Below are 18,887 nucleotides of genomic sequence, written 5' to 3' on the forward strand. Positions count from 1 at the left end.
GTCTCCCGTTGCGGCGGTCGGACCGAGCGGACCGGCCGAGTCGGGCCGGTCCCGCCGGTCTCGTCACACCTGGTCGTGGATCGTGACGACGTAACCATCCGGGTCACTGAATGAGAAGGTAAGGCCGAAGGGACCGGGGGTCGGGGCAGTGACGATCGCAACTCCCGCCTCGGCCAGGACGTCGTGCACGGCCTGAGCGTCATCGGCGTGCAGCCAGAGCGCCACCCCGGCCCCGGCCCACGGGCGCACCGCAGCGAGGTCGAACCCCGGCATTGGTTCCCGAACGGCGAAGGCGATCGGCTGCGTGGTGAAGACGACGGCGTGGGGCGGGCTCACGGGCGCGCGCCGCAGCCCGAGCAGCGTCTCGTAGAAGTTCGCAGACCGCTCGAGGTCGCTTACCTGCAGCGCTAGAAAATCGGGTCCGGTGACAGTCATGTTTTCTTCTCCTCGTCGAATCCCGCGTGTCAGGATCCTTACATAGCCATTGTGTGTCAGGATGCTGACATGAGTCAAGTGGAGAAGGTCGGCGATCTGGCCGTTTCGGTGGGTTACCTGCTCAAGCAGACGGCGACGGCACTGCACGCCTCGATGGACGCGGTTCTGCGCCCGCAGGGCCTGACTGTCTCGCAGTACTCGGTACTCGAGTTGCTCGGGCACGAGCCGGAACAATCGAACGCCGACCTCGCTCGCGGCGCGTTCGTGACGCGCCAATCGATGAACGAGGTGCTTCGCGGCCTCCAGGATCGTGGCCTGGTCGCTCGCGCCGACGTCGCCGAACACGGCCGGGCACGGCCGACGCGCCTCACTCCGGCGGGCAGTGAGGCTCTGGCGGGTGCGAGCGCGGCCGTCGCTCGCGTCGAAAAACGGATGCTGTCGCCCCTGTCGACCGCGGAACATACGGCACTCGTCGCCCGGCTCATCGCCTGCCGGGATGCCCTCACCGACGACGGCGCTCCCACCGGCGGAGACGCCGCGCGGTAGCGTTGAACCATGGCTGAACTGTCCGAGACACGTGTCGCCGTCTACATCGATTTCGACAACATCATCATTTCCCAATACGACAACGTGCATGGTCGTGGTGCCTTCATCAAAGAGAAAGCCCGCACCGCCACCGGCAAGACCGCGGAACGACTCCAGGAAGCCACCGTGAACATCGGTGCGGTTCTCGACTTCGCCTCGTCGTTCGGAGCCGTCGCGATCAGCCGCGCCTATGCGGACTGGGCCGCACCCGCGAACACCCGGTACCAGAAGCAGCTCGTCGATCGCGCGGTCGATCTCGTGCAGGCTCTTCAACACCTCGGGCACCAAGAACGGCGCGGATATCCGTCTGGCCATCGACGTCGTCGAGGACCTCTTCCGGCTGCAGGACATCTCGCATGTCGTGATCGTCGCCGGCGACTCCGACTACATCCCGCTCGCCCAGCGCGCCCGGCGCCTCGGCCGTACGGTCATCGGGATCGGCGTGCAGGGCTCGACCAGTGCGGCGTTCAAGAACGCCTGCGACGAGTTTTCCTACTACCACGACCTCGTTGAAGACCTCGGGGAGGACCTCGCCGACGAGGTCGTCGAGGACATCCCGCACTCCACTCGGACAGCGGCCGTCGAGCCACCCGCACCAGACCTTGCGAAGGAGGCTCGCAAGCTCCTCATGCGCGCACTTCGTGGACGGGCGAATGACGACGTCGACGGCTGGATGGCAGCATCCGCTCTCAAGCAGCAGATGAAGCGCCTCGACCCTGGATTCGATGAGAAGAAGATCGGCTTCAAGTCCTTCACCGATTTCCTGAAGGCGCAGCGTTCCATCGCCGAGCTGCAGGAGGACGGCCAGTCCCGCCGCGCGCGGTTGCGCAACCGGGCCTGACGGTCGACGAGGCAGCGACTTCAGCGGCGACTGCGGCTGCCGCCGCAGCTGGGGCTGCGGCTGCGGCTGCCGCTACCTACGCGAATGTCGCGTCGAGCGCTGCCGCGAGGTCGGCGATCAGGTCGAGGGGATCCTCGAGCCCGACCGAGAATCGAAGGTGCCCGAACTCGCGGAAGGGCGCAGGGTACGCCGCCACTCGCGGTCCGCTCGTGCCGACATGAACGATGAGGGACTCGTCGTGGCCGAGCGATACGGCCGAGGTGATCACCCGGAGCCTGGGAGACGAAGCGGTTCTGCGTCTCGGGATCACCGGCGACGGCGAACGCCAGCATCGCACCATAGCCCCGGTCGGCGAACTGCCGCGCGGCGAGCTCGTGCTGCGGATGACTCTCGAGCCCGGGGAACGCGACGAATGCGATCCGCGGGTCGGAGTCGAGGAACTCGGCGACCAGCTGGGCCGACTCGAAATGCTGCCGGAGGCGAAGTGGCAGCGTCACCGACCCGCGGGTGATCAGCCACGCGTTGAACGGCGAGATCACCCCGCCGACGTCGACCATTGCATCCGCCTTGATGCGCTGGATCAGCTCCCGGGAGCCGATCACCGCGCCGCCCATCGCGTCGCCGTGACCGTTGATGTACTTCGTCAGGGAATGGACGACCAGGTCGGCGCCGTCGGCGAGAGGTCGGTAGAACGGGGGCGGAGTGAAGGTGGAGTCCACAACGAGCAGCGCCCCCGCCCGATGGGCGATCGTCGCCAGGGCCGCGATGTCGGCGACCCGGGTCGTCGGGTTGGCGATCGCCTCGGTGTGCACGAGCCGCGTATTCGGTCGAATCGCCGCAGCGACCGCGGCGAGGTCACTGATATCGACGAACGTGGCCTCGATTCCGTACTTGTCGGGAAGCAGCTCGGTGAACAAGCGCCACGTTGCCTCGTAGCTGACATCGGCGACCACGACGTGGTCCCCGGAACGCAGATACGTGAAGAACACCGCATGAAGGGCCGCAACGCCCGACGCCAGGGCGACGGCGTCTTCGCCACCGTCCAGGGCAGCGAGCTTCGCCTGCAGGCCGAGTTGGTTCACTCCGGAGTTGCGGGTGTAGAGCGGCACGTCCGTCCCCGACCAGCTCACTGACGACGGGTCCTCCGGCAGCGCATAGGAGTTCGCCATCACGATCGGTGTGCGAATCGCCCCCGACCCCGCGTCGATCGTGTTGCCCGCATGCACGGCCAGGGTCGAGTCTTTCAAGGACAGCGGATCGTGCTTGTCAGGACGAGTGTTCACCATGGCCCCACGCTACGGGAACAGGCCGGACTCCTGCATTTTCATGTCGTTGGAATCCGCTGGACGGGCGTGGGACCTGCCTGGCCGGCACCGAACCCGACGACAAGCGATGGTCCTCCGCTCAGCTTCTCCCTCTCCTCAACAAAGTGGTTCTGACCGGGTTATCCACAGGTGGTTTGTGGGGTGGTGGATGCTCCGGGAATGTCGGTGGTGGTCCGTAGAGTGACCGACATGACAGCTGAAAATACCTCAGAACCCCACCGGGAAAGCCCTCTGGAAAGCCCTCTGGAGAGCCCGGTGGACAGCCCGGTCGACAGCACCGCGGAACCCCCGCCCGGGACCCCTCCCGACCCGAATGTGAACCCACCGCACCTCGGTCTCGTGGAGCCGTCCTTGGCCGAGGTCTATGACGCGATCCGGGACGCGGACCGGGAAATCAATCAGGCCACCGCTCGCCGGGCCGACGCGATCTATACCGCCCAGCGGGTGCTGGCCGATGTGGGGCGCGCTCGGGCGGAGGCCGCAGAACGCACCGGTGGGAGGGGCCCGCTGTGGTCGCCGGAAGAAGCCACGAAGGAGGAGTTCGCCTGCGAGGTCGGGGCGCTGCTCCGGCTCCCGCGGCGCACGGCCGAGACCCTGATCGAAGCCAGCCGCACCCTCGCCGAAGACCTCCCCGCCACCCGGGAAGCCCTGACCTCCGGGTCGATCAGCTACCGGCACGCACAGGTGATCATGGACCAGGCCTGGGGTATCCGCATGGGGGACGATCCGGAGGCGGCCGCCCGGGCCCGCGCCGTGTTCGAGGACGTCCTTGTGCCCGTCGCGGAAGTGCTGACCGTGGCAAAACTCGCCGACAGGGCCCGGCGGGTGCGGGAACGCACCCACCCGGAAACCATCACCGCGAGGCACCAGAAAAGCGTCGAGGACCGGCACGTCGTCTTCCAGGCCCTCAACGACGGCATGGCCTCCCTGTATGTGACCGGGGACGCCGAGAAAGTGCAGGCCGCGTACCACCGCACCCTTGACACCGCCCTCACCCTGCAAGGCCCGGACGAAACCCGCACTCTGACCCAGATCGCGGTAGACGTGCTCACCGACGTCCTGACCGGCGGCGTCACCCCGGACGGACTCGGAGCCGGGGTGGCCGCACAGGTCAACGTCACCGTTCCCGTCCTGACCCTGCTGGGCAAAAGCGCGGAACCCGGGTACCTGGCCGGGTACGGACCCATCGACCCCGAGACCGCGCGGCGGCTCGCGGCCGGGGCGCCGAGCTTCACCCGGCTCCTCACCCACCCCGAGACCGGGGTGGTGCTCTCGATGGGCCGCGACACCTACAAGGTCCCGGCCGCGCTCAAGAAATGGCTCGAGGTGCGGGATGAAACCTGCACCTTCCCCGGGTGCCGCCGCTCCGCGAAACGGTCGGACCTGGATCACAGTGTGGAATGGCAGCACGGCGGCGAAACCGACGCGATGAACCTCGCCCACCTCTGCCCCTACCACCACGCGGTCAAGAGCTACACGAGGTGGACACCGAGACACCTCGGCGATGGGCGCATCGAATGGACGTCCCCGGCCGGGTACAGCTACATCGTCGAACCCTCCGCCGACATGAGACCACCCCGAAAACCCACACCCACACCCAAACCGCCGACCCCGGTCGTCGACGTCTGGAACCTCGACCCCACACCCGACAACACCGACAACCTCGACAACCTCGACAACCCGAGCCCGTTCTAGAGCACTAGGCGTCTAATCTCACAGGGCGTCATACTTCGTGCTTCGCCCCCGCGCCTTGTCCACCGGATACTTGTCTCGCGTCAGTGCAAGTTTGTCGAGAACGATCTGGTTCGGATCAGCGCCGATCCGCTCAGCAAGGAGAAGGCAATAGGTGAGGACGTCGGCCAGTTCTTCCCGAACGCGCTCGGGGCTCGCCTCGGCATTCCACTGAAAACACTCGAGCAGCTCGGCCGCCTCGATGGAGATGCTCTTCGCGAGGTTTTCCGGCGTATGGAACTGCGCCCAGTCGCGCTCGGCAACGAATGCCGCGATCTCGTCGCCGACGGAAAATTCCTTCATGTCGTCAACGTAGCAGTCACCCGCGAACCGTTTTCGTTCTCACCGCCGAGGGCACTGGCCCGTCACTCCGGCTAGACGACAACGACGAGCTTGCACCGCGGGCACCGATGGCAGGATTCGAGACCCTCGGCCGTGTCGACGCCGTCGGCGAGCATCTCGATGCCACAGACCGGACACAGTGGGCCGTCCCCGTCGATCTCCCACTCAGTCATGTGCGGCGGCCGGGCTGACCACGCACCACTCATTGCCCTCAGGGTCCTGCAACACCTGGAACGATCCGGCGGTGTCGTGATGCGCGTCACCGATCCGGCGCGCCCCGAGTCGTTCGGCCTGGTCCGCGGCCGCCGCAATGTCGCCCACGCGCACATCGAGGTGCAGCCGGTTCTTCACGGTCTTGGCCTCGGGTACCTTCTGGAACGACAGTTGCGTCCAGCCAGGAGGCAGGATGTACCACCAGGCCGCGTCCCGCCGGTGTGGTTCGCCGCCGAGCACGCTCGCCCAGAACGTGGCGAGCGCCTCGGGGTCCCTGCAGTCGATGACGACCTCATCAATGTGTCCGATCACCCTTCGATCCTATTCAGCGTTGTGGCTCGGCTCTCTACGATGGGAGCCATGGCCGAAAACTCAGGCAAGCTCATCCTGTTGTTCGGCACCGCGCCGGACTGGGAAGCCTGGCTCGAAGAGAACGTCGACCACGACGGCATCCGCCTGCAGCTCGTGAAGAAGAACTCCTCTGCACCGGGCATCAGCTACGACGAAGCACTCGAAGTGGCGCTGTGTTTCGGCTGGATCGATGGGCAGGCCGGCACCCTTGACGGTGATTATTTTCTACGCGCCTTCACACCGCGCAGACCCCGGAGCATGTGGTCCCAGCGCAACCGTGACCTCGTCGCACGACTCATCGAAGCCGGGCGGATGCGACCGGCCGGGTTCGCCGAGATCGAACGCGCCCAGGCCGACGGGCGCTGGGAAGCCGCCTATCGGCAGAAGGACAGTCCGGTCCCGAACGATCTTCAGGCCGCTCTCGACGCGAGCCCGGTGGCCGCGGACCTGTTTTCGAGGCTCTCCTCGCAAAACCGCTTTGCCATCCTGTTCCGCATCAGCGGTGTGAAGCGACCCGCGACCCGCGCCGCGAACATCGCCAAGTTCGTCGCCATGCTCGAGCGCGGAGAGACGATCTACCCGCAGAAGCCCTGATTCAGCGGGAGCCTGCTGCAGGGCTAGAAAGCTGGTGCCACCGCGGACCGGACGAATACGAGGGTTCGCTCGGTGACCACGGGCAACGAGGCGCCCGATTCGATCGCTGCCATTGCTGCCTCGAGCACTCCCCTGAGTAGACGGGCGGTGATGTTGAGCTCGGGCACATCGAGGTCGCGCAGTGCCTGGATGAAGGGCTCCGCCTGTTCCCGGTGCAACTCCGAAAGGCGCGCCAGGCATTCTGCAGGCAGTTGGGCCGCGGCGAGCGCCGCAGCCGGACGATGCACGCCCTCCGCGGCCAGCCGCAACGTCACGCGAACGTAGACGTCGAGCCGTTCCGACGGCGTCGTGACCGAGCCCAGAGCCGACTGGAGTTCAGCATTACCCCGGGGGAAAGCATCCTCGATCACGCCGACCAGGATGTCCGCTCCGGAGAAGAAGTACTGGTAGACGCTGGGGCGGGATAGTCCGGCCGCAGCGCCGACGGCTGCGGGGGTGACGGCGCTGACTCCCCCGTCGATCAGGAGTTCCCTTGCTGCGTGGAGGAGAGCTGCACGCTGGCGAACGCGATGTTCGGCAACGGTCGGGGCAGTGATCCTGGGCATACCCGTCCTCTCGCTCGGCACCTCGTCGCTCTCCAGACTACGAGGTCTGCGTCGGGGGTCGGCCCGAGCGTCGGCCCCACCTCCAACGCCGGGGCACGTGCCGCCAGGCTCTTGGCTCTTGGCTTTGGGCCCGGTGCCGGTTCCGAATCGCGCACAATCTCCGAGGGCGCAGTATCGCCATCGGCCCCCGAGCGTGGGGCATCGTCGTCCATCTGATTGCCGTAGTCACCAGGCGCCTGGTCACGCCAAGATAGGACTCATGCGCCGAACCCTGCTCTCCCTGTTCGCCTGCCTGACGCTGCTGTGCGCAGTCCTGGTGGCGGGTTTGTCCACGGCGAGCGCCTCCCCAGCAGGTGCCGCCCCGCGCGCGCTGGTCGGCTCGGCCTCGGCGACCTCGGTTATCAAAGCCCTGTACGCATCATGGACAACTACCTTCACGCAGAAGTGGGGTCCGTACGGCAACTGCGGTGTCCCGGTTGCGCAGCTCGACACTGCGAGCTACGCCGCGCTCAACGCGTACAGCGCATCCGGCGGCACCGGTGCTTACAACAACGGCAGTAACTGCGGCCGGATGATCACGGTCGCGATCGGCGGCACATGCATCAACGGTGACAACAGCGGCGGCAACGTCGGCAAGGGCTTCTGCGTCGGCGGCACGGTCGTCAATGACGCTTACACGGGCGCGACCCAGACCTATCAGATCGCCGATAGTTGCCCCGACTACAACAATTGGTGTTGGAACGATCGATACCACCTTGATCTGGCGCAGTCTTCCCTGGGCAATTTCGTCAAGGCGGGCAAGGTGTTGACCGGCCTCGGTGCGAGTTGGAACAACCGCCAGGTCACCTGGAGCTACACGTCCGCCCCGAACTACACCGGCGATATCAAGATCGGTTTCCGGAAGGATGCACAACGGTACTGGAACTCAATCGTGATCACTCACCTCAAGGACGGCATCAGCACGGTGCAGTACCTAAAAGACGGTGTGTGGCGCGCGGCGACCATGAGCGGCCAGGTCGGCCAGTTGTTCACGATCGGCGCCACTGTTGCCGGTGGTAGCGCCTTCCAGATTCGAGCGTTTGACGCGAACGGCATCCCGATCAAAGCCGGAACGAGCTACAAGTTCTCCTTCCCTGCGAGCCTGCGGCGAATTCTGCACGGCGGCGTACACACCGGTCACCTATTCCCATTAGCGTCCGTCAGGCAGGACCGTTTCGCGGTATGAGGCGATTCTGAGGAGGCCAGGTTTCGCTCGTGTGTCCGTCGCCACCCGGCCCGGCGCCACGCATCTACTGCGGATGCAGTAGATGCGTGGCTGCCGTGAGGGCGGCGTCGGGTGGGAGGATCAAGGGGGTGACACTGTCGGCCTCCCCCAGAGAACTCGCCGCCTATCGACCCCGCTGGTACCGCAATCCACGCACTCTCGACCTGGCGGCTGTCGCCGTCACGATCGTCGCCGCGGCGACCGAATTCAGTGTTCCCTTGGCCAACGGCACGAGCCTCTTCGGCTATCTGCCTCTCACTATCTCTCTCCTCGGTGTGCTCGTCTCCCGGCGCTACCCCTGGACCGGCATCGTGATGGTCACCCTCACGCCGCTGCTCGCGGCGGCGGTCGGCTGGGATCCGCTGATCACCTGGACTATGGCGGTGTTCACCGCCTTCTCCGTCACCCTCCGCGCACTTCCGGGCGTGTGGGTCGGCCTGCTTGTGGGACCGACCCTGTATTTCGCCGCCGTGATGTACAACGGAATCGGTTTCGGCAGCCCGACGGCGCTGACCGCGTTCGCCTTCGGTTTCATGGCCGCCGCCGCCGGTAGCGCGGTGCGCAGCCACGACCAGTATCGAAACGAGCTCGAACAGCGCACCCTCGACGCCCTCGCCGCACGGGACACTGAGGCGAACGGCCGCGTCACCGAAGAGCGCCTCCGCATCGCCCGCGACCTGCACGACGTAATCGGGCACGAGGTGGCCGTCCTCGGCATTCACCTGGGCGTCGCCGAAGTGAACCTGCCGAGCGACGCCTCCGTCGCCCGCGAATCCCTGCATTCGGCGCGGACGAGTGTCCAATCCGTCCTGCTCGAGACCCAGCGAATCCTAAACGTGCTGCGCTCCGACACCAGCGAGGGCCCCGACTCCGGCGCCGGATTGCGGCCTGCGCCGGACTTCTCCGGGATACCCGACCTCATCGAGTCCTGCCGGAACGCCGGCGTCGACGTTCGGGCCGACCTCGCCCCGGCCCCCGCCGCGCTCGATCCCGAGGTGAGCACCGCTGCATTCCGGATCGTGCAGGAGGCCCTGACGAATTCCCAGCGCCACGGTTCAGGACCGGTTACGCTGTCGACGACCGTGGACGGCGCCGTCCTCACGATCACGGTCTCCAATCCGAAGACCCTGCGCACCTCGAAGATCGCCTCCCCCGCACAGGCGCGGCCGGGGGCGGCCCCGGTCCCTCGCCGCGGCTACGGTCTCGTCGGAATGCGCGAACGCGCCGCATCGGCCGGAGGCAAACTCGTGGTCGAGGACCGTGATGACCTCTTCCAGGTCACCGCGACCCTCCGTGTCGACGGAGGCAGACTCCAGTGATCCGCGTCATGATCGTGGACGACCAGGAGATGATCCGGGTCGGGCTTCGCGCCATCCTCGCTCCGGCGCCGGACATCGACGTCGTGGCGGATGCCGCCGACGGTTTCGAAGCGCTGCAGCAGATCGTCGGGCTGTCCGTCGACGTAATCCTGATGGACATCCGCATGCCCGGCATCGACGGCGTCGAAGCCACCCGCCGGCTGCGCCTCGACTTCCCGCCCGAAAAGCTGCGCATCATCATCCTGACCACGTTCGAAAACGACGAGAACGTCTTCGCAGCGCTCCGGGCCGGTGCCAACGGTTTCCTGAGCAAGGGCATCGGACCGACCGAACTTGTGGCCGGAATCGTCGACGTCGCCTCCGGTGGCGGCGCGTTGTCCGCCGCCGCGACCGCGGCGCTCATTCACCACGTCGCGGAGGAACACCGCCCGGTTGTCGATGCGGCCATGGTCGACCGTTTCTCCGTGCTCACGCCCCGCGAACGCGACGTCGTCATCGCTATCGCGACGGGGCGCGACAACGCCCAGATCGCATCCGACATGTTTGTATCGCCATACACGGTCAAGACACATGCCAACCGGGCGATGATGAAGCTCGGCGCCCGTGACCGCGCCCAGCTCGTGACTTTCGCCTACCGCGCCGGGCTCTCCGCGTAGCCGGCTCATCCCCGCATTCGTCTACTGCGCATGCAGTAGACGGGCCGATGCGCCTGGACGAGGTGACTGGGACGCTCCGCGGGAACGATAGGAACTGTCCCTGCCGCACGGCAGCATTCGCCTGGCCCCACCGCCGCACGCGCATGCCCGGACGCCTCTCTTCGCTAGTCCTAGGAGCATCATGGCCACGTTTCTTTCCCTCATCGGGCGTTTCAGCGCCCGGCACAGACTTGTGGTGGTCGGCGCCTGGCTGCTGATCTTCACCGGCCTCATCGGCACCCTGGTCATTGCCAGCGGTCAGGGCTCCCCCGGAACGGCGTCCACGTCGATTCCGAGCACGCAGTCCTCCCAGGCACTGGAACGGATGAGCCAGGAATTCCCGGACCTGGGCAGCAGCACGCCCGCCAGCTTGCAGCTCGTCTTCCAGTCCGACACGGGGGCAGCAATCACGGATGCCGCCGTCACCGCCCAGATCGCTGGCGTGCTGTCCGACGCCGCGACGATCCCGGACATCACCTCCGTCAGCGACCCGTTCGACGCGCAGAGGCCCTACATCTCCCAGGATGGGAGCACCGCCGTTGCGACGCTCAGCTTCGGCGACCTCTCCGCCGACCAGCAGAACGCCTCATACCAGGCCACCCTCACCGTGCAAGCGGATGCCCCTGATGGCCTCCGGGTCGAGGTTGGCGGAAACCTGGTTCCGCTCGGCGCCCCGCCGGCGGGCATCGGCGAGGGCGTCGGTGTGATCATCGCGTTCCTGGTCCTGATCCTCACCTTCGGGTCGCTTCTCGCGGCCGGAGTGAACCTCCTGATCGCCGTCTTCGGTGTGGGCGTCGGCCTCGTGGGCGTTCTCGCCTACGGGGCGCTCACACCGATCGGCGACACGACCGTCATCCTCGCGCCGATGCTCGGTCTGGCCGTGGGGATCGACTACAGCCTGTTCATCCTGACCCGGTTCCGCGCCGAACTCCGCAGCGGCAAGAACGTCGAAGACTCCGTGGCCCGGGCGACGGGAACCGCCGGCAGGCTCCGTGGTGTTCGCCGGCCTCACCGTCATCATCGCCCTGGTCGGGCTCCTGGTCGCGAACATCAGCTTCATCACGGAAATGGGCGTCGCCGCCGCCTTCGCCATCCTCGTCTCCGTGCTGATGGCGCTGACCCTCCTCCCGGTCCTCATGCGCACCCTCGGACGCCGGGTGCTGCCGAAGAAAGAACGCACCCGCCGCACGAACGCCTTCGGGACGCCACCCGATGGTTTGACGGATGTGCAGTTCACGGCCCGGGACGGCTTCCTCCGACGCTGGGGAACGTTCGTCGTCGCCCACCCGCTCCGGTCGCTGCTAGCCGGCGTGGTCGTTCTCGTCATCGTCGCTGCACCCATTCTCAGCATGAAGACCGCATTCAGCATTCCCGGCGGCGCCGACCCGACCTCGACGCAGCGGACCGCATACAACCTCATCATCGACGAATTCGGCGGGGTGCAAAGTCCCCTGGTCGTGCTCGCCGAAGCCGACGGCGATGTGACCGCCCGGGCCGCATCGGTCCAGGACGCACTCGCCGGCCTCCCCGGGGTCCAGATGGTCGTTCCCGGCCCGATCAGCGCCGATGGAAACGTAGCCCTGCTGACCGTGATCCCTGCAGAAGGCCCCATCGATCAGCAGACGAAGGACCTCGTCCAGCAGATCCGCACCGACGCCGATTCGGTGTCGGGAGTGCACCTCGAGGTCACCGGAGAAACGGCGATCGGCATCGACCAGGACCAGGCCCTGCAGGATGCGCTGATCCGGTATCTCATTGTCATCGTCGTCATTTCGCTGGTGCTCTTGATCGTCATGTTCCGGTCGCTGCTCATCCCTCTTATCGCCACCCTCGGCTACCTGCTCTCCGTCGGTGCCTCCTTTGGAGCGAGCGTCGCGGTCTTCCAGTGGGGCTGGCTTGATCCCTTGATTCCGGCGCCTCAGGGCGACCCGATGATGAGCATCCTGCCCATCCTGCTCGTCGGCGTGCTCTTCGGGCTCGCCATGGACTACCAGGTGTTCCTGGTGTCCCGGATCCAGGAGATGCACAACACGGGAATGTCGCCGAAGCAGGCGATTTTTCGAAGGTTTCTCCCGCTCGGGTCCGGTCCTGGTGGCCGCAGCGACGATCATGACGGTCGTCTTCGCGGGCTTTGCGACGAGCACCTTCCCGATCGCCGCATCCATCGCCTTCGGACTGGTGGTCGGGGTGATGGCCGACGCCTTCATCGTTCGTCTCATCCTGATGCCCGCACTGATGTCCCTGCTCGGCAAGGCCGCGTGGTGGCTGCCAAAGTGGCTCGATCGCATTCTCCCGAACGTCGACATGGACGGCCACGCACTCGAAGAGCGCTCCGAGTCCCAGCCCGACAAGCGGAACGCCGTTCTCGTGACCGACTAGCCATTGGTGGGGCCGGTGCATGCATCATGCACTGGCCCGCCCGGAGGCACGGACTATTTCTTACCCTTCTTGTCGTCCACGATTCCGCCCAGCAGGCCGCCGATCGCGCCACCGAGCACCCCTCCGGCAGGGCCCCCGAGGAGTGATCCGATGCCGGCTCCAATCCCCGCGAGGCTCGAGCCGTAGCTCACCCGGGCGATCGAGACCGTCGTCGTTCCTTCGGGATTCGCTGAGATCTCGAACGACCCGACGGCGGCCGACGCCACCACCAGCGCAACGGGGCTGGCCTTGCCGCCCGCCGCCAGCTTCCCGTAGATCTCACGCGACTCGAAGAAGGCCCTTTGGGGGTCTGCTTTACCCTCTCCGGCCTCGAACCCGAGCTTGTAGAGCCCAAGGAGCGTCTGCACCTCGTCATCGGTGATCAGGCTCTGCGGCTTCGAGCCGATCCAAGATGGCTTTGTGATCACTGATCATGTCGCCCTTGTTGGCTTCCACAATGCGTCGCGCTTCCGCGCGCGCGGCGTGCATCAGCCCTGCGATATCGGTGCCCAGGTACGTTGGAGCTTCCATCATGCGCCTCCTCTGAGAAATACTCATGTCAGTAAAGCACCGGATGCGGTCGTCGCTAAGGGGTTGGCAGAGATCCCGCGAGTGGCTGACGGGGATGGGCCGGCGTTCCGGAGGCGGCTCTTCGAATCCCTTCCGCGCCTAAGGGCACGTCATCCTGGATACCCTCGACGTGGCCGACAGGGTCACGGTCGAGTTTCCACCTCGGTGGGCACGACATCGAGCATGACCTCGTTTCGACGCAGGAACGAGGGCATGAACGGTGGATCGAAGCGGGCGAAACGGGGCTCTCCCCGCGCCGTGAATCCAGAGGCGGCGATCGCCCCCGAAGCGTCTCCAAATGGCGCGCGTACCCGGCCTCGTCCCACCGGCCGCGATACCTCACCGCGGCGGTCGAACTCCCTGGAACGCTTCTCAGCCGCACCTCCTGGCTGGTCGGTTGCGGAGCCGTGTCGATCGTGAGACCCGCGGGGAGCACGAAGGCAACCCGGAACATCCCCTTCCCGTCTCGATCACCCGGCTTCCCACCGAGGGCCTCCTGAACGACAGGGGCGGTCATCGCGATCTTCGTCGACGCCTCGGCCTGCACGACGGGCGCAGTCATCGCGACCTTCTGACGAACGGAATTCTCGCCACTGATATAGGCGAACAGGTATCGGAACGCACGATTGCCGGCATCTTCGAATGGCCCGGTCGTGGTGACCTCGGCGACGAGATGCTCTGGATAGCTGCGCAGCTCGAAACCGTCGTAATCGCCCACGACCGCGTAGGGCTGTTGTTCGGTCATGCTCTCAAGCTACTCCGCGTTCGTGCGTGCGTGAGCGAAGCCCTTACAGAGGTTCAACCGCCTCGATTCGCGTGGCCGCCCAGCTGGCCAGAAGTCTGAGTCTCTCTGCGCTGGGTGAGCCGGGTTCCGCGGTGTAGATCATGAGGACGAAACCTGGGTCGGCTGTGATGATGAGCTCTTCATAGGCAAGAGTGAGCTCGCCGACGACGGGGTGATTGAAGCGTTTCGTGCCGGAGCCGTGGGCGCGAACGTCGTGGGCTCCCCAGAGTTGGCGGAACGTGTCGCTGCGGGTGGAGAGCTCGCCGACGAGGTCCTGGAGGCCTGTGTCGTTGGGGTCGCGGCCGGCTTCGGCACGCATGATCGCGACGCACATTCCGGCGAAGAGATCCCAGTCCGGGTAGAAGTCACGTGATGCGGGGTCGAGGAATTGGAACCGGGCCAGGTTCGGTGTGCGCCCACCGTCGCCGATCAGTGGCGAATAGAAGGCACGTCCGAGTTCGTTTGTGGCAAGAAGATCCTGGTGCTGGTCTCGCACGAATGCGACGCCGTCGGTGATCGTGCTGAGCACCCAGTGAAGACTGGGCCGGCTCACGGCGTTCCTTGTGGCGCGCCGGCGTGGACGTCCGGACAGCGGGACGCCGTCTGCTGCGCGGGCGAGGTCGAAGAGGTGGGTCCGCTCCGTGTCGTCGAGGTTGAGTGCGCGGGCGATGGCGTCGAGCACGGAGGCGGACGCCCCTCCGATCGCGCCGCGTTCGAGTTTGGCGTAGTACTCGACACTGACGCCCGCGAGCGTTGCCACCTCGGTGCGACGAAGCCCGGCTACGCGCCGGTTTGCTCCGGAGGGAAGGCCCACCTGTTCCGGAGCGATTTTCGCGCGGCGGGACATGAGGAATTCGCGCACCTCGGATTGATTGTCCATGTCGACGAGACTACGTCCCCGGCGCTGGGCGCGGGGTTCCCTGCTGGTACACCCCTCGACAGAGACTCCCTCGCGGGGCGCACAACGCATTGACTGAGGGATATGTCGGCGGTGAGGAGAATCTTGAATACGACCATCACGGTGCGACCACCGGCCACTCTTGAGACTGTCAAGCGCCTGCCCCTGGCGACCCTGATCGCCTTGGCGGTCATCGGCTTCGTTCTCGTGGCGATGGAGACCATGCCGGCCGGCCTGCTTCCGGTCATTGCCGCGGGCATGGGGACAAGCGAAGGCACCGTCGGTCTTTTCGTGAGCGCATACGCCCTCGGCACGGTCATCGTCACGATCCCGGCCATCACCCTGACCCGGGGGATGCGTCGAAAGCCCCTGCTCCTCGGAGCGATCCTCGGTCTCATCGTCGCGAACAGCGTCACCGCACTCTCCAGCGACGTGGCTCTTTCCCTGCTGTCACGGTTCGTTGCGGGGGCATTCTCGGGAATCATCTGGGGGATGCTCGCGGCCTACGGTCGAAAGATCAGCCCGCCGTCCCGCGCAGGGCTGTCCCTGGCGATCGTCTCCGGCGGGGCACCGGTCGGATTCGCCCTCGGCACACCCCTCGGGTCCTGGCTCGGAACGACATTCGACTGGCGGTGGGCATTTGCCGGCCTCACCGCAGTGGCCGTCATCGCCGGTGCGCTCATCGCTGCGATCGCCCCCGACGCCCACGGACAGCCGGGAAGCTCACGACTGCCCTTGGTCCGGGTGTTCCGGATCCCCGGCATCGCCATCATTCTGGCCGTCATCTTCACCTGGATGTTGGCGCACAACACGATCTACACCTATCTCTCCCCGTATCTGAGGTCCACCAGCGGCAGCCTCGCCGTCGACGTTCAGGCTCTTCATCTTCGGAGTCGCCTCGATCGGCGGCATCGTCATCACCGGGGCGCTCCTGGACCGCTATCCGAGACCGCTGCTGCACGGCAGCGCGGCGCTGTTCATCATGGCCGGTGTTGTGCTCCTCGTCGGGCACACCTCGACCGCGGCGATCGCCGTCGCGACCGTTCTGTGGGGAATCGCGTTCGGCGGGGTATCCGCCCAGGTTCAAGCCGCTCTCACCACAACGGGAGGCCAGGACTCGGATATCGCCAACTCGTTCCTGCCGGTGGCGTTCAACCTCGCCATCTTTACCGCCGGCATTCTCGGAGCCGCCCTGCTGACAGTCTTCGACGGTCTCGTCCTCACCGTCGTGATGATCGTGTTCGGGCTAACCGCGCTCCTGCTGACCCTCTACGGACGTCGCACCGCTTTCCCCGCCCGCCTCTAGCAACCCTGTCTCACAATTCCTGAACCATTCGATCAATCGACAGCAACACACCTGGAACGGCTGATGCCGGCGAGCAGTGACGGCACCGTCACCCTCGACGTCGTCCCGGAGGACTAGCGCACCATTGGACGACCGCGAAGCCTTCAAGGTCACGATCACCTTCAGAGCAGCAGGCCTGCCCTCTCCCCGCACCATTCACCACCACCTGAAAGGAACACTATGACTGACCAACGCACGCAGGTCGGAGGAGGCCGGAACCTGTTCGGCGACTTCGCTCCGAAACTCGCCGAACTCACCGACGATGTCCTCTTCGCCGACGTCTGGAACCGCCCCGAACTCTCCGCCCGCGACCGCAGCCTCATCACCGTGGCCGTACTCACGGCCGGAGGGAACACCGACCAGTTGAGTTTCCACCTCGATCACGCTGTCAAGAACGGCGTCACCCAGGTCGAACTCATCGAAGCCATCACCCATGTCACGCTCTACGCCGGCTGGCCCCAGGGCATGGCCGCAATGGGCGTCGCCAAGCAGTATTTCTCCAACAACCAGTAAGGAACATCATGATCATCGAACCTGCCGTACCGACCACGCTCAACCCGGCCGCCCAGTTCGCCGGTGAAGTCTGGCTCGACCCGATCGCGCTGCCCCACGAGCCAGACCAGCGGATGGTCGTCGTGACAGTCCGCTTCGCTCCCGGCGCCCGCACCGCCTGGCACTCCCACGAGCTCGGCCAGTACGTCCGCGTCACCCAGGGCGTCGCACGGTTCGGAGGGCGCGACGGCTCGATCATCGAGGTCCACCCCGGCCAGACGCTCTACACCCCGCCGGGCGAAGAGCACTGGCACGCGGCAGCCCCCGGAGTCTTCATGGAGCACATCGCCATGGTTCAGTCGGGCGCCGACCCGGCCAAGACCACCACCTGGCTTGAGCACATCACCGATGACGAGTACAACGGCAACTAAAGGCAGTCAGCGCAGGAAGGCTGGGCGCATCCATTCCGTGTGCGCCCAGCAGTCCGCGGACGAGAATGATCGCTGGAATCATCGAATGTCCGTCAGGGACACCGGTCCGTTCTGGCGGCGAAACCACGGAATTGTCGAAAGGTCCACCGGGACCTCGAAGACACCCGGCCCGAGGTGGATGGAGCCGTCGCCGGCGACCCAGCGCCCGGGCGGGAAGATGACCGTACGCGATCGTGCGTGCTGATCGAGGACCGGCGCGACGAGAATGTCCTCGCCGATGAGGTACTCGTCCCTCGTGTCCTCGTAGCCGGGATGGTGGTAGGCGAGGGGCCGGAGGATCGGTTCGCCCGACGTCGCCGCGTGGTCGACCAGGCGCAGTATTTCCGGCATCAAGGACTGGCGGAGTGCGACGGCCGCCCTGACCGCGTCCAGGTGCGCAACGTCAAGCACCCGCCAGGGTGAGAGGGAGAACTGGATCATCGGGAAGAGCGCCGCGCACTGCGCGTAGCGCACGAAGAGTTCCTGGTCCAGGGGGTACCGGGCGTGAACCGCTCCAGGTCGCCACCCCCGACCATGTCGGGACAGATGAAGGCATGCCCGATCAGGCCCTGGGCAATGGACTCCGGAATGATCGAGCCGAGCCCGCCCACGCCCCAGACAGGCGGTTTGTCGTGCAGGCGCTCACTGAGCGCCCGGCCGCCCATCTTCCACCCGGAACGGAATTCGTTGAACGTGTAGCGCTCACCGATCCGGGCCCAGGCGGCGCACTGGCCCGCCGGATCCGTCGGCTCTGTCGTGATGTCACCGACCCGGTAGTCCCGGAAATCGCCGCCGTCGAACTTGAATCCGGCCACTCCGTGTTCCGAGATCAGGGCCGCGAGCCGCTCGTTCAGCCAATCGACGGCCGCCGCATCGGTGACGTCCAGCAGCGCACTGTGCCCATTCCACCAGGGACGGATCGCGACCTGCCCATCGGACCCGCGCACCAGCAGGTCGCGCTGACGCAGGTGGCGGAACGTGGCGCTGTCCGGGCTGACGAACGGAACGATCCAGAGCATCACGGGGCAGCCCCACTCCGCCAGTTTCCGGGTCATCTCCCCGGGGTTCGGGAACCTGGACCGATCGAACGTCCACGTGCCGTACCCCGGAGACCAGCTGTCGTCGATGATCACAACGCCAGGGGGAATCCGGCGTCGAGGATGCCGCGTACGTACTCGAGGACACCCTCCTGCGTTGGCTCGTAGGGCATTTCGATCCAGGTGCTGTATTGCGGGCCGGTGAACATCTCACGGGCCGGTGCCCGACCGGTCGGCGGGAAGAAGGAGGCCGACGCGTGACGGAAGGCCTCGGCGAGCGTGTCGCCCGCCCGGCTGCTGAGGAGGGCACGACCGTTCGCCGACAGGCTTCCGTTCTCGAAGGAGAACGTGAACGGGGTCTCCGACCAGACGACCCGACCGCGGCTGGACAGCAGCACCGGGGCCGACTGATTGGCACCGCCGGTATCGTCGGCCAGGAAACCGGCGGATGTGGCCAGGTCACGCCGGTGGGGTTCGGAGCCGAAGGGCATCTGCTGGCCATCCGCCACGGCGCCTCCCCACCACTTCTCGCCGGGGAGCAACTCCAGGCACAGGGCATCCGTGGTGGTCACG

The 18,887-nt window shown here is 66.2% G+C and carries 23 protein-coding genes and 2 pseudogenes; 13 read left to right on the top strand and 12 right to left on the bottom strand.

Annotated elements, in window-relative coordinates:
- Window positions 1-63 precede the first annotated feature (63 nt).
- Entirely contained in the window at window positions 64-435 is a 372-nt protein-coding gene (locus KIV56_RS07310) for a VOC family protein (protein WP_281535731.1), read from the bottom strand.
- 69 nt (window positions 436-504) lie between these two features.
- On the opposite strand from KIV56_RS07310, the gene KIV56_RS07315 reads away from it, so the two are divergent.
- The 3 genes and pseudogenes from KIV56_RS07315 (at window position 505) to KIV56_RS07320 (ending at window position 1,861) form a co-directional block, all read left to right on the top strand.
- Complete coding sequence (locus KIV56_RS07315) at window positions 505-981, top strand: MarR family winged helix-turn-helix transcriptional regulator (protein WP_281535732.1); 477 nt, start codon at window positions 505-507, stop codon at window positions 979-981.
- A 9-nt stretch (window positions 982-990) separates the two neighbouring features.
- A pseudogene (locus tag KIV56_RS19585) lies at window positions 991-1,224 on the top strand (NYN domain-containing protein); the annotation flags it as partial.
- A complete protein-coding gene (locus KIV56_RS07320; RefSeq protein WP_348648498.1) occupies window positions 1,211-1,861 on the top strand; it encodes an NYN domain-containing protein in 651 nt (216 codons plus the stop codon). The pseudogene KIV56_RS19585 and the gene KIV56_RS07320, both read left to right, overlap by 14 nt.
- A gap of 20 nt (window positions 1,862-1,881) precedes the next feature.
- Here the strand turns inward: KIV56_RS07320 and KIV56_RS07330 are convergent, their stop codons facing one another.
- The gene (locus KIV56_RS07330; RefSeq protein WP_348648499.1) at window positions 1,882-3,147 is read right to left on the bottom strand and encodes a trans-sulfuration enzyme family protein; all 1,266 of its coding nucleotides are present in this window, start codon (window positions 3,145-3,147) and stop codon (window positions 1,882-1,884) included.
- 390 nt (window positions 3,148-3,537) lie between these two features.
- Between KIV56_RS07330 and KIV56_RS07335 the strand changes: the two genes are divergently transcribed.
- Window positions 3,538-4,881 (top strand): HNH endonuclease signature motif containing protein, encoded by a 1,344-nt coding sequence (locus KIV56_RS07335; protein ID WP_281535733.1) that lies wholly within the window; start codon window positions 3,538-3,540, stop codon window positions 4,879-4,881.
- An 18-nt stretch (window positions 4,882-4,899) separates the two neighbouring features.
- Here the strand turns inward: KIV56_RS07335 and KIV56_RS07340 are convergent, their stop codons facing one another.
- The 3 genes from KIV56_RS07340 to KIV56_RS07350 all read right to left on the bottom strand — a co-directional run bounded on the left by KIV56_RS07340 (window position 4,900) and on the right by KIV56_RS07350 (window position 5,784).
- Window positions 4,900-5,220, bottom strand: a complete 321-nt coding sequence (locus tag KIV56_RS07340) for a nucleotide pyrophosphohydrolase (RefSeq protein ID WP_281535734.1) — start codon at window positions 5,218-5,220, stop codon at window positions 4,900-4,902.
- A 71-nt stretch (window positions 5,221-5,291) separates the two neighbouring features.
- Window positions 5,292-5,432, bottom strand: a complete 141-nt coding sequence (locus KIV56_RS07345; RefSeq protein WP_281535735.1) for a hypothetical protein — start codon at window positions 5,430-5,432, stop codon at window positions 5,292-5,294.
- On the bottom strand, window positions 5,425-5,784 hold the full coding sequence (locus KIV56_RS07350) for a VOC family protein (protein ID WP_281535736.1): 360 nt from the start codon (window positions 5,782-5,784) through the stop codon (window positions 5,425-5,427). The genes KIV56_RS07345 and KIV56_RS07350 overlap by 8 nt, the downstream gene beginning before the upstream one ends.
- Window positions 5,785-5,832: 48 nt before the next feature.
- Here KIV56_RS07350 and KIV56_RS07355 point away from each other — a divergent pair, with 48 nt between their 5' ends.
- A complete protein-coding gene (locus tag KIV56_RS07355) occupies window positions 5,833-6,417 on the top strand; it encodes a YdeI/OmpD-associated family protein (RefSeq protein ID WP_281535737.1) in 585 nt (194 codons plus the stop codon).
- Window positions 6,418-6,440: 23 nt separating this feature from the next.
- Here the strand turns inward: KIV56_RS07355 and KIV56_RS07360 are convergent, their stop codons facing one another.
- Window positions 6,441-7,022 (bottom strand): TetR/AcrR family transcriptional regulator, encoded by a 582-nt coding sequence (locus KIV56_RS07360; RefSeq protein WP_281535738.1) that lies wholly within the window; start codon window positions 7,020-7,022, stop codon window positions 6,441-6,443.
- Window positions 7,023-7,281: 259 nt separating this feature from the next.
- Here KIV56_RS07360 and KIV56_RS07365 point away from each other — a divergent pair, with 259 nt between their 5' ends.
- The 5 genes and pseudogenes from KIV56_RS07365 to KIV56_RS07385 all read left to right on the top strand — a co-directional run bounded on the left by KIV56_RS07365 (window position 7,282) and on the right by KIV56_RS07385 (window position 12,825).
- Window positions 7,282-8,247 carry a hypothetical protein gene (locus tag KIV56_RS07365; protein ID WP_281535739.1) on the top strand — a complete coding sequence of 322 codons (966 nt, stop codon included), beginning with the start codon at window positions 7,282-7,284 and terminating at the stop codon, window positions 8,245-8,247.
- Between the two features lie 128 nt (window positions 8,248-8,375).
- Window positions 8,376-9,605 (top strand): sensor histidine kinase, encoded by a 1,230-nt coding sequence (locus KIV56_RS07370; protein WP_281535740.1) that lies wholly within the window; start codon window positions 8,376-8,378, stop codon window positions 9,603-9,605.
- Window positions 9,602-10,261, top strand: coding sequence for a response regulator transcription factor (locus KIV56_RS07375; protein WP_281535741.1), 660 nt, complete (start codon window positions 9,602-9,604; stop codon window positions 10,259-10,261). Before KIV56_RS07370 ends, KIV56_RS07375 begins: the two co-directional genes overlap by 4 nt.
- A gap of 364 nt (window positions 10,262-10,625) precedes the next feature.
- Window positions 10,626-11,225: pseudogene (locus tag KIV56_RS07380) on the top strand (MMPL family transporter); the annotation flags it as partial.
- Window positions 11,226-11,292: 67 nt separating this feature from the next.
- Window positions 11,293-12,825, top strand: a complete 1,533-nt coding sequence (locus KIV56_RS07385) for an MMPL family transporter (protein ID WP_432432615.1) — start codon at window positions 11,293-11,295, stop codon at window positions 12,823-12,825.
- On the opposite strand, the gene KIV56_RS07395 is transcribed toward KIV56_RS07385, so the two are convergent.
- The 3 genes from KIV56_RS07395 to KIV56_RS07405 all read right to left on the bottom strand — a co-directional run bounded on the left by KIV56_RS07395 (window position 12,733) and on the right by KIV56_RS07405 (window position 14,952).
- The gene (locus KIV56_RS07395) at window positions 12,733-13,146 is read right to left on the bottom strand and encodes a hypothetical protein (RefSeq protein ID WP_281535742.1); all 414 of its coding nucleotides are present in this window, start codon (window positions 13,144-13,146) and stop codon (window positions 12,733-12,735) included. The genes KIV56_RS07385 and KIV56_RS07395 overlap by 93 nt on opposite strands.
- Before the next feature lie 158 nt (window positions 13,147-13,304).
- Entirely contained in the window at window positions 13,305-14,033 is a 729-nt protein-coding gene (locus tag KIV56_RS07400) for an SOUL family heme-binding protein (protein WP_348648500.1), read from the bottom strand.
- 43 nt (window positions 14,034-14,076) lie between these two features.
- Window positions 14,077-14,952, bottom strand: coding sequence for a helix-turn-helix transcriptional regulator (locus KIV56_RS07405; protein ID WP_281535743.1), 876 nt, complete (start codon window positions 14,950-14,952; stop codon window positions 14,077-14,079).
- A gap of 123 nt (window positions 14,953-15,075) precedes the next feature.
- On the opposite strand from KIV56_RS07405, the gene KIV56_RS07410 reads away from it, so the two are divergent.
- The 3 genes from KIV56_RS07410 (at window position 15,076) to KIV56_RS07420 (ending at window position 17,238) form a co-directional block, all read left to right on the top strand.
- Window positions 15,076-16,299 carry an MFS transporter gene (locus tag KIV56_RS07410; RefSeq protein WP_281535744.1) on the top strand — a complete coding sequence of 408 codons (1,224 nt, stop codon included), beginning with the start codon at window positions 15,076-15,078 and terminating at the stop codon, window positions 16,297-16,299.
- A 196-nt stretch (window positions 16,300-16,495) separates the two neighbouring features.
- Window positions 16,496-16,828, top strand: a complete 333-nt coding sequence (locus KIV56_RS07415) for a carboxymuconolactone decarboxylase family protein (protein WP_281535745.1) — start codon at window positions 16,496-16,498, stop codon at window positions 16,826-16,828.
- Window positions 16,829-16,836: 8 nt separating this feature from the next.
- Entirely contained in the window at window positions 16,837-17,238 is a 402-nt protein-coding gene (locus KIV56_RS07420) for a cupin domain-containing protein (protein ID WP_281535746.1), read from the top strand.
- Window positions 17,239-17,316: 78 nt separating this feature from the next.
- Here the strand turns inward: KIV56_RS07420 and KIV56_RS07425 are convergent, their stop codons facing one another.
- From KIV56_RS07425 to KIV56_RS07435, 3 genes are read right to left on the bottom strand one after another with little or no spacing between them, the layout of a single operon-like run.
- Window positions 17,317-17,751, bottom strand: a complete 435-nt coding sequence (locus KIV56_RS07425; protein WP_281535747.1) for a TIM-barrel domain-containing protein — start codon at window positions 17,749-17,751, stop codon at window positions 17,317-17,319.
- A complete protein-coding gene (locus tag KIV56_RS07430; protein ID WP_281535748.1) occupies window positions 17,715-18,410 on the bottom strand; it encodes a TIM-barrel domain-containing protein in 696 nt (231 codons plus the stop codon). Before KIV56_RS07430 ends, KIV56_RS07425 begins: the two co-directional genes overlap by 37 nt.
- Window positions 18,407-18,886, bottom strand: a complete 480-nt coding sequence (locus KIV56_RS07435) for a hypothetical protein (RefSeq protein ID WP_281535749.1) — start codon at window positions 18,884-18,886, stop codon at window positions 18,407-18,409. Before KIV56_RS07435 ends, KIV56_RS07430 begins: the two co-directional genes overlap by 4 nt.
- Window position 18,887: the final 1 nt, after the last annotated feature.

The organism is Cryobacterium breve (genome assembly GCF_027594785.1).
GTDB lineage: Bacteria > Actinomycetota > Actinomycetes > Actinomycetales > Microbacteriaceae > Cryobacterium > Cryobacterium breve_A.